This is a genomic window from Thalassotalea fusca (assembly GCF_053485835.1).
Genome location: NZ_JBQRUN010000009.1, coordinates 134,984 through 143,177, shown reverse-complemented (window position 1 = coordinate 143,177; position 8,194 = coordinate 134,984). Strand labels below are relative to the sequence as shown.

Below are 8,194 nucleotides of genomic sequence, written 5' to 3'. Positions count from 1 at the left end.
TCAACATAAAATAAACGCAGCGCCCGAGCTTATGCGCAAGTGCAGAGAGTGCTTTTGCTTTACTCATTCGCTTTTGTAATTTTTCAATATATTGGTTGGCATTTGAATTATGCCGCAACAGGAGAACAGCGGCTTCAGAGAATGCCCATTTGAGATGGGCGTTGCCGATTTTATTTCCTTGAGTACCGTAGGTTTTGCCAGCAGATTCGGCCTTGCACTTCACAAGGCGTGCGTATGACGCAAACTTTTGTACAGAAGGAAAGCGGTCGATATGACCAATTTCATAGATAATCGTTAATGCGAGAATACGACCAATACCATTAACCGTTTGTAGAATACGTAAATGAACGGGGTTATGCTGCTTTGCCATTTTTTCAATATAATGCTCAAGGGGCTTGAGTTCTTTTTGGTAATAGTCGAGCAGCGCCATATCTAAATTAATCGAGCGTTGGACCACAGGATCAGGGAAGTAATGGCGCATTTTTTCTCTGTCACAGACATTTTTTAAATTAACATTGTGAGCAGGGAGATTGTATTGACTTGCGGTATTAGCAACATGAGCCTTTAAGTCGGCACCATGGCGAACGATTTTGGTTCGTCGCCTTAGCAAGTCGCGTGTAGCGCGCATTTCTTTGTCGTAAACGTAGGCTAAAGGAAAGTTGCCACCGCGGATAAGTTTAGCGATTTTATAGGAATCAATTTTATCGTTTTTTGCCTTGCCTCCATGTATAGCTTTCATATAGAGCGCATGACCGAGAATAAAATCAATGTTGTGCTGCTGACAAAAGTCACAGACCCAATACCAGCAATGCATACATTCAACGCCGACAACAATATTGCCGAGGTAAGGATTTAACAGCTGCAGTAAAGTATCGGGGTTATCTTTAATCTTTTGGTGTACGAGGATGACGCCTGTATCATCAATAATACAGACATAAAGTAGTCTGGCATGTAAATCGATACCACAGTAATACGGATGCATGTTATTGTAGAAATTCATTGAGCTTTCTCCTATTGGTTTGCTTACCTTGAAGCTTAGTCAATGGCTAGCTTCAGGGAGGAGGCTCAATGAGTATCAAGTCAATCAATAAGGACGTAAAATCATAGGCTTGGCGCAGGGTGGCAGTGTAGCCTATAATTTTCTGCCTATTATTAAAGCGTTAGTTGCCCCTCGAGCTTGGTGATGTCATGATGTTATGGTGCTATAGTGTTATTCATTATTTAGGTGGAGCAAAATTATGAGTAATTTATCCAAACGTTCAACCGTGTATTTTGAACCAGAAATACATCAAGCACTTAAAATTAGAGCCGCTTCAACTCATCTTTCAATTTCGGAAATAATTGACGAAGCAGTTCGTCTATTGATGCGAGAAGATCAAGAAGATTTAGCTGCTGTTTCAGAGCGAGAAAACGAACCTGAGATTTCATATGAAGATTTGCTAAATGATTTAAAATCACATGGCAAAATATAAGGTTACTTTCAAGAAGTCGATAACTAAAGATTTACGGACTATTCCTAAAAGCGATATTAAAAAGGTCCTTCATAAAATAGATTCGTTAGCCGAAAACCCTAGAGGTGAAGGCTGTGTCAAGCTATCTGGAAAGGATAGCTATCGAGTAAGGCAAGGTCTTTATCGAATAATATACGATATTAGAGATAACTTGCTTGTGGTCAGTGTTGTTAAAATAGCGCACAGATCTAGTGTGTAGAAGAGTAACTAACAAGAGAATGAATCATGATTCGCCATAGTTTCTCATTTTTAGTTGCAAACAGCGCAATAAAATTGCCAAACTAGCTCATACGCTATTGAAGCGCTATGATTGTATCAAATTATGGTGAACTATTATGACTAAACCAATACGAGCTTCCGATTCTCCTTTTGCAGTAGAAGTTGAAGAAGGTAAAGATTACTATTGGTGCTCTTGCGGCAAAAGCGAGAAACAGCCTTTTTGTGATGGTTCTCATAAAGGTTCTGAATTTTCGCCAGTAAGATTTACCGCTACAGAGTCTAAAAAAGTGTTTTTTTGTGGCTGTAAACTAACTGCATCACAACCAATGTGTGACGGCAGTCATAAATAACCATAACAAAGGTTTTAAAGTTAGACTCGCAACTGTTTGCTCGGTTCCGCTCCACATCTTAGCAAACTATTTCAGGCATTATGCCACTATGGAGATTCTTACAGTGAATTTTTTGAAATGTATTAGTTTCCAAAAGCCTTGCTTATTTCTATTAAAAATACCTTTAAGCTCACTAGCCCCATTTTACTTTTTATATTGTGTATGGAAGTTACATTCGACTTTTTTCAAGGGAAGCCAGTCTCACTATTCTTAACCTTGGACTTCATTTTAAATTTGTTATCTCAAAGGCTAATGCTTGTTATTTATACAATTGTATTTCTATTTTCATTCTGGACTAATATCGTGCCTATTCGAAAGCAGGTGTAGCTGCATAACGAGCCAATTAATTAGATTCACCAAAGCTGTTATACTATTTGCTGAGCAGTTCGCCTGACAGTCAATGACTCACTTATTATTGGATAACACCAATTTTCAATCGCACCGAGTGGTGCAAACTGACCATTAAGGACAATGAAATGAAAAAATTAGGAATGTTAATTTTATCATTAACAGCATTCGCATCTTCAGCCGCTGAAAATTTGGAATTGAATCTCAACCTTTATTTAAACAACCAGTTGGTAAAATCTCAGGTTGTGAAAGCACAAGAAGGTAAAATGTATACAGTTAAGGCAGATAAAATTATTAAATTTGACGTTACTCCAACACTAAAAGATAACATTGTAACCTTAACATCAGTCATGCATAAATATGAAAACGGAACTTACAACAAATATCAAGAACCTAAGTTAATGGTTAAGCTTAACGAAGCAGGAACCATCGAAGTTGGTGCTGAGAATGTTGAAGTTTATAAAATTCAAATTACTGCAAAAAAAATATAGCAAGACGATAAGCGTAGCGTTGATATGCCTGAGGGGAGCTGAAAAATCACATGGAAATTCGTACTATTTCTTGGGAGCAAACAATCCCGCTTCGTCACAGTGTGCTTTGGCCAACTAAACCGCCTGAATATTGCCATGTAGAAGGTGACCATGATGCATTGCATTTTGGTGCTTTCATTAATGATGAACTTGTTTGTGTTGCTTCGGTATATTTGGCGTCAGATAAAGCTCGCTTGCGTAAATTTGCTACTAAAGTTGATTTTCAAAGCAAAGGAATAGGCTCTAAAATGTTAACGTTTATTCTTCACTCGCTTAAAAGCACTGATGCAAGAGTTTTTTGGTGTGATGCTAGAGAATCAGCGCTAAGTTTCTATCAGCGTTTTGGTATGCAGCCGTATGGGGAGCGTTTTTACAAAGCAGATGTATCCTACTTTAAAATGGAGGTTATTTTATAGTTTATCATAATGGCTTATAACAAGCGCATTAGAGACGGGCTGTTAACAGTTGGCTCGGTTCCGCTCGCATAACATTTTAGCCAACATTTACTCGCCTCCAAGAGGCGTGATGCTTTTCGAGAATTCGATGAATACATTTCAAAAATTTATAGCAATAGAAAGCACCGTTGTTATTTCCATCTTCCTATACACGGGAGGGTATTTTCATGCACTAGCGCATTTAATCCTCACAATTTACTTAATTAACCACTTGAAAGGTGTTAAAACTGATTTCGTAAATAAGGAGTGATGTCAGATGGAAGTCGTTGGTGTTATTTTGGTGATAATAGTAATTTTAGGGCACTTTGTTGAGGGCTTTGCCGCTTTCAATTTAATTCAGTTTTTTCGCGGCAAAGAAACGCCTTTAGAGAAGTTGGCCAAACGTAATAGGAATAAAAAAAGCAAAACAAAAAATAGAAGCAAGCGTGAATAACAAGCGATGCATAGATGGGAATCGTAATAGCTGGCTTGGGGTATTTGAGTCTAATGAAATATGAGCAAAAATAGGCAGAATTAGGTGAGTTTTTTGTGGGTAACACCGGATCCGAAAATTCTGGCTCACGCAAATATAGGTAATCTATGAATAAGCAATTCAGAGATAGTAAGTACTTAAATGAATCAGGTTCTAAAACTGGAAACTGGTATATGAATCGCCTCGATTACTTTAAGTTTCATGAATATCCCGAATATAAGAAACATATGTCTTTTGCTTTAATTATTGGCATCTTTTTGTATTTTTTAGGCATTACGGTATTAGCTCATAGCTTTATGGCTTCCATTCCATTTTTTTATCTAGGTTATGTAGCAATTCTAACTTTTAATTTGTTACGTACTAAAACGTGCTTATATCGAGGTTATATTCTTTACCCTAAAAGAATCATTAATTTTTTCAGAGCGAGGGCAGTTGAAGTGGATTTAAACGACTTTGATTCAATTGCAACTATGAGCAAAAAATAAGACACAACACATATGAGCATTAACGCTGTTTATTGGGGATTGTGTGCTCTATCAATACTGGAGCCCGTTGCTTACACTTTATCAACAAATTTGGCATTGATGCCTGCTTTCTGCAAGATATAATCGAATCATTACGCTTTTGTTTGCCGTTATTGTTCAAGGTAACTGAAGGACTTTAGTAATACTTAATGGGCACATATGGATCCTAAACTGACAGGTTTGGCGTACGATCAAATTACACATTTGTGGCAACGCGACAATTTTGATCGCAACAATGGTATTGCTCAACATAAGCGAGCAATTACTTTTGCGAAAAATCGCGGTAATGCACTTGATATAGGCTGTGGTTGTACTGGTCGGTTTATTGATTTGTTGATTGAGGAAAAGTTTAGCCCTGTTGGCATTGACGTATCTGCAAAGATGATACGTTTAGCTAAACAACGCCATCCTAATGTGCCATTTCATTGTCAGGATATCTGTTACCTAGAAGCGGTTGAACAGTATGATTTCATCACTGCCTGGGACAGTATTTGGCATATACCGCTTAATGAACAGCGACACGTGATGTCACGCATTGTGAGGAGCCTAAAACCTCAAGGTATCTTGATTTTCTCATACGGTGGTCTTGATAAGGCTGATGAACATCAAAACACCGCGATGGGGCCTGAAGTATATTACTCAACATTGGGGACGAACGGCTATATAGCGCTACTCATTGAGTTAGGGTGTATTGTACGTCATATTGAGTATGAGCAATCGTCTGACATGCACGCACATATCATTGCCGAAAAGCTATGATCTTAATCTTGCCAACATATTAATGGAATATTCGATAGAAACCTTTGGAAGTATCCAATGAAACATCAATACATCGCCTGTATTGCCATGCTACTACTGACAACAAGTTGTGCGTCAACGGTAGACATAAAAAATAGGGTTGACAATCATTACAAAGCCGCTGCTTATTTGGAGTCAATTGGTCAAAAAGACATTGCACAGGAAGAGTACAGACAAGCGCAAAAAGAACTTGAACTTGGCAATCAGCTCATTCCCCTGCTTATTGATATTTTTGACCATTTCTAATAACACTATTGTTGTTTTTCATTTGATGTCGTAGCGAATCTCTTCCTGATGTACTGCGAACGCTTAGCTCGGAAAAATGCATTCCAATCAGCTAAATTAAAGTGGTTGATTTTTTATCGTGACCTGTGCATCTTATTGCAGAGCGTATATTTTACAATGCGCTTTGAAGGAATATTCTGGGCAGGGAGTCATCATGAAAAACAATCCGAAAGTTTGCGACTACATTAGAAACTTAACCACTTGGTCTGAGGAAATTAAGTTGCTGCGTCAAATTCTTCAGGCGAGCGAATTGCTTGAAGATTTCAAATGGATGCACCCGTGTTACACCCTTAATAACAAAAACGTAGCGCTTATTCATGAGTTTAAAGGCTACTGTGCTATTTTATTCCACAAAGGAATATTGCTGAAAGATCAACAACGCATACTCGTAAAGCAAACTGACAACGTACAATCGCAGCGCCAATTGCGATTCAGCAGCGTAGACGAAATCGAACGTCATGCTTTAACTATTCAATCTTATATAGAAGAAGCAATTCAAATTGAGCGACTTGGGTTGAAATTGCCTGTAGTTGAAAAGCAAAACATAGCACTACCTGAAGAATTGAAAACTACTTTTGCTAAAAACGTAGCGCTTGAGGTAGCGTTCAATCAGCTTACTAAAGGTCGACAAAAAGGCTATTTATTACACTTTACGCAAGCCAAACAGTCAAAGACACGTTTGGCACGAATTAATAAGTGTTCAGGTAGAATTATGGCAGGTAAAGGCTTGAACGATTGCATTTGTGGCTTGTCAAAGAAGATGCCAAATTGCGACGGTTCGCATAAGTTTACGACTGAAAGTCACGAGGTATAGCTTCTTTTTTGGGTAACATGCAATGTTTTTTTGGGTGGAGACAATTTTTTGTAACAAGTTAACAAATAATTACACTAAAAATGGAATAAATGCGGTCTAATATAACAGAGGTAATTAAAGAGGAAGATAACATGAAAAAGTTTAGTAAAACGATTGTTGCGATGCTGTCGATGTTTATCCTATTGCCAAATGCAATGGCTGGTACGTCAGAAGTTACCTGGACATCTCCTGAAAAATATCGAGATATTAGACCCGCAACTGAAAGTAAAAAGCGTTTCGAAGATAGTGTGATGAAAAATCTCGAAGCACACATTGTTGAGTTGGCGGCAAAATTGCCTGAAGGCCAAATGTTAAAAGTAAATGTAACAGATGTTGACCTTGCGGGAGACGTGAATTATAGCGGGAGTCGTCAGATACGTGTTGTGAAAGATATATTCTTCCCACGCATTAAATTTGGCTACAAATTGGAGTCTGCTAATGGAGAAGTTATTTCACAAGGCGATGTCGATTTAAAAGATATGAACTTCTTACACCACAATAGGTTAAAGTATCGTAATGACAGATTTGGTTACGAGAAGAAAATGTTAGATGACTGGTTCAATGACACATTCTATGAAAAGCAATCGTAGTTATATCTATATCAGCAGTTAAAAAAGCTAACTTCTTGGAAGTTAGCTTTTTTTGTGAAGTCTGGAATTTTCACCCACTGCTGCTGATATTATCGAACGGCGAAAAATTACTTTTTATTGATAACTTCGCCTTGGTAACTCTGCTCAAATTGGGCAAGTACCATAAATAACTGTTCTATGCGCTTTACCAAGCTAATTAACAATGATTCATTGTGATTTTGTTGCCAAACCAATAAGTCGTCGGCAATTTCTTCCACGTAGGGTTGGAAGGTATTGGCGTTGGCTTTAAAACCAGCGTCAGGAGTAAATATTGCCTTAAAGCCCGCTTGCTTTTTCTCACGAAGATCGGCCAACGTAGCATCGGCTACTAGCGATTTTTTCAATATCAGTGAAATGTTATCAATTAACTGTTGATTGATGTTGGTGCTCATTGTGCCATGTTCCGAAAGTTTAAAAACGCGTATTATGCCAAAGTCACGATTCAATTGTTAGTGATTGATTAGCGACTACTGTGTCGTAGCTTTCAGTTGACACACAAAAACTCCATTCGAGTCATTTCAATCGACACAAACTGTTACAGAATTCATTCCTGTTCGCTTGAATAAATTTAATAGTTAACATATGTTTTACAAAATGAAGTGTGGCGTTCAATTTTGCATTGAACTGGCTATGTATAATTATTTTTTAATCAATTGTTTCTACTAAAAGGAGTTTTTATGAATAAAACAATTTTTCTTACGTCAGTAATGGCTGTTGGATTACTCGTAAGCGCACCAAAAGCGCATGCTGATGTTGATGTTAGTTGGGTTGCACCTGAAACTTTTAAAGATATTCGAACAACAGGAAGTGAGTCTCAAAGCCGATTTGAAGCACGAGTATTTAAAACATTTGAGAAGCATATTAAGAAGCTTGGCAAAAAGATGCCTGACGGAACCAAGCTTGTTGTTGAGTTTGTTGATGTGGATTTAGCTGGTCACCCCGCAGGGATTAGACAGATGACATCAGCTGCGTTTCCTCGATTAGAGTTTAATTATCAAGTTATCGATGAAAGCGGAAATGTGGTGTTGAATGGGAATGAAAATATTCGTAATAACAATTATTTATCTCATCGTAATTCAAAATACCAAAAAGCGTTTTTAGGTTATGAAAAGTATATATTCGATGCATGGTTTTACTCTAAAGTATTTGCGGCATTTGAATAAGCAAACATAGCCAATATC

General features: G+C 37.7%; 14 protein-coding genes. 12 read left to right on the top strand and 2 right to left on the bottom strand.

The features are described from left to right. Window positions 1-1,000 (bottom strand): IS110 family RNA-guided transposase (locus ACSLUK_RS12995; RefSeq protein WP_448549093.1); only part of this gene is annotated, 1,000 nt, incomplete at its 3' end. 238 nt (window positions 1,001-1,238) lie between these two features. On the opposite strand from ACSLUK_RS12995, the gene ACSLUK_RS12990 reads away from it, so the two are divergent. The 11 genes from ACSLUK_RS12990 to ACSLUK_RS12940 all read left to right on the top strand — a co-directional run bounded on the left by ACSLUK_RS12990 (window position 1,239) and on the right by ACSLUK_RS12940 (window position 6,974). Further along, a complete protein-coding gene (locus tag ACSLUK_RS12990; RefSeq protein WP_448549092.1) occupies window positions 1,239-1,472 on the top strand; it encodes an RH3 domain-containing protein in 234 nt (77 codons plus the stop codon). Further along, window positions 1,459-1,710, top strand: a complete 252-nt coding sequence (locus tag ACSLUK_RS12985) for a type II toxin-antitoxin system RelE family toxin (protein WP_448549091.1) — start codon at window positions 1,459-1,461, stop codon at window positions 1,708-1,710. Before ACSLUK_RS12990 ends, ACSLUK_RS12985 begins: the two co-directional genes overlap by 14 nt. 136 nt (window positions 1,711-1,846) lie before the next feature. Beyond that, entirely contained in the window at window positions 1,847-2,080 is a 234-nt protein-coding gene (locus ACSLUK_RS12980) for a CDGSH iron-sulfur domain-containing protein (protein WP_448549090.1), read from the top strand. A 515-nt stretch (window positions 2,081-2,595) separates the two neighbouring features. Continuing rightward, entirely contained in the window at window positions 2,596-2,958 is a 363-nt protein-coding gene (locus ACSLUK_RS12975; RefSeq protein WP_448549089.1) for a hypothetical protein, read from the top strand. A gap of 50 nt (window positions 2,959-3,008) precedes the next feature. Beyond that, window positions 3,009-3,413, top strand: coding sequence for a GNAT family N-acetyltransferase (locus ACSLUK_RS12970; protein WP_448549088.1), 405 nt, complete (start codon window positions 3,009-3,011; stop codon window positions 3,411-3,413). Window positions 3,414-3,708: 295 nt separating this feature from the next. Continuing rightward, the gene (locus ACSLUK_RS12965; protein ID WP_448549087.1) at window positions 3,709-3,885 is read left to right on the top strand and encodes a hypothetical protein; all 177 of its coding nucleotides are present in this window, start codon (window positions 3,709-3,711) and stop codon (window positions 3,883-3,885) included. A 146-nt stretch (window positions 3,886-4,031) separates the two neighbouring features. Next, entirely contained in the window at window positions 4,032-4,409 is a 378-nt protein-coding gene (locus tag ACSLUK_RS12960) for a hypothetical protein (RefSeq protein WP_448549086.1), read from the top strand. 198 nt (window positions 4,410-4,607) lie between these two features. After that, complete coding sequence (locus tag ACSLUK_RS12955; RefSeq protein ID WP_448549085.1) at window positions 4,608-5,207, top strand: class I SAM-dependent methyltransferase; 600 nt, start codon at window positions 4,608-4,610, stop codon at window positions 5,205-5,207. A gap of 57 nt (window positions 5,208-5,264) precedes the next feature. Then, window positions 5,265-5,492: a hypothetical protein gene (locus ACSLUK_RS12950; protein WP_448549084.1), complete on the top strand. Its 228-nt coding sequence runs from the start codon at window positions 5,265-5,267 to the stop codon at window positions 5,490-5,492. Window positions 5,493-5,685: 193 nt separating this feature from the next. Further along, window positions 5,686-6,345, top strand: coding sequence for a DUF1801 domain-containing protein (locus ACSLUK_RS12945; RefSeq protein WP_448549083.1), 660 nt, complete (start codon window positions 5,686-5,688; stop codon window positions 6,343-6,345). 131 nt (window positions 6,346-6,476) lie between these two features. Then, a complete protein-coding gene (locus tag ACSLUK_RS12940; protein WP_448549082.1) occupies window positions 6,477-6,974 on the top strand; it encodes a DUF3016 domain-containing protein in 498 nt (165 codons plus the stop codon). A 107-nt stretch (window positions 6,975-7,081) separates the two neighbouring features. Here ACSLUK_RS12940 and ACSLUK_RS12935 read toward each other — a convergent pair whose 3' ends face one another. Continuing rightward, window positions 7,082-7,405 (bottom strand): hypothetical protein, encoded by a 324-nt coding sequence (locus ACSLUK_RS12935; RefSeq protein WP_448549081.1) that lies wholly within the window; start codon window positions 7,403-7,405, stop codon window positions 7,082-7,084. A gap of 285 nt (window positions 7,406-7,690) precedes the next feature. On the opposite strand from ACSLUK_RS12935, the gene ACSLUK_RS12930 reads away from it, so the two are divergent. Next, on the top strand, window positions 7,691-8,176 hold the full coding sequence (locus ACSLUK_RS12930; protein WP_448549080.1) for a DUF3016 domain-containing protein: 486 nt from the start codon (window positions 7,691-7,693) through the stop codon (window positions 8,174-8,176). Window positions 8,177-8,194: the final 18 nt, after the last annotated feature.

Bases quoted from the DNA above. Each gene is read 5' to 3' on its own strand.
- ACSLUK_RS12990 (WP_448549092.1), top strand. From the start codon at position 1,239: ATGAGTAATTTATCCAAACGTTCAACCGTGTATTTTGAACCAGAAATA.
- ACSLUK_RS12985 (WP_448549091.1), top strand. From the start codon at position 1,459: ATGGCAAAATATAAGGTTACTTTCAAGAAGTCGATAACTAAAGATTTA.
- ACSLUK_RS12980 (WP_448549090.1), top strand. From the start codon at position 1,847: ATGACTAAACCAATACGAGCTTCCGATTCTCCTTTTGCAGTAGAAGTT.
- ACSLUK_RS12975 (WP_448549089.1), top strand. From the start codon at position 2,596: ATGAAAAAATTAGGAATGTTAATTTTATCATTAACAGCATTCGCATCT.
- ACSLUK_RS12970 (WP_448549088.1), top strand. From the start codon at position 3,009: ATGGAAATTCGTACTATTTCTTGGGAGCAAACAATCCCGCTTCGTCAC.
- ACSLUK_RS12965 (WP_448549087.1), top strand. From the start codon at position 3,709: ATGGAAGTCGTTGGTGTTATTTTGGTGATAATAGTAATTTTAGGGCAC.
- ACSLUK_RS12960 (WP_448549086.1), top strand. From the start codon at position 4,032: ATGAATAAGCAATTCAGAGATAGTAAGTACTTAAATGAATCAGGTTCT.
- ACSLUK_RS12955 (WP_448549085.1), top strand. From the start codon at position 4,608: ATGGATCCTAAACTGACAGGTTTGGCGTACGATCAAATTACACATTTG.
- ACSLUK_RS12950 (WP_448549084.1), top strand. From the start codon at position 5,265: ATGAAACATCAATACATCGCCTGTATTGCCATGCTACTACTGACAACA.
- ACSLUK_RS12945 (WP_448549083.1), top strand. From the start codon at position 5,686: ATGAAAAACAATCCGAAAGTTTGCGACTACATTAGAAACTTAACCACT.
- ACSLUK_RS12940 (WP_448549082.1), top strand. From the start codon at position 6,477: ATGAAAAAGTTTAGTAAAACGATTGTTGCGATGCTGTCGATGTTTATC.
- ACSLUK_RS12935 (WP_448549081.1), bottom strand. From the start codon at position 7,405: ATGAGCACCAACATCAATCAACAGTTAATTGATAACATTTCACTGATA.
- ACSLUK_RS12930 (WP_448549080.1), top strand. From the start codon at position 7,691: ATGAATAAAACAATTTTTCTTACGTCAGTAATGGCTGTTGGATTACTC.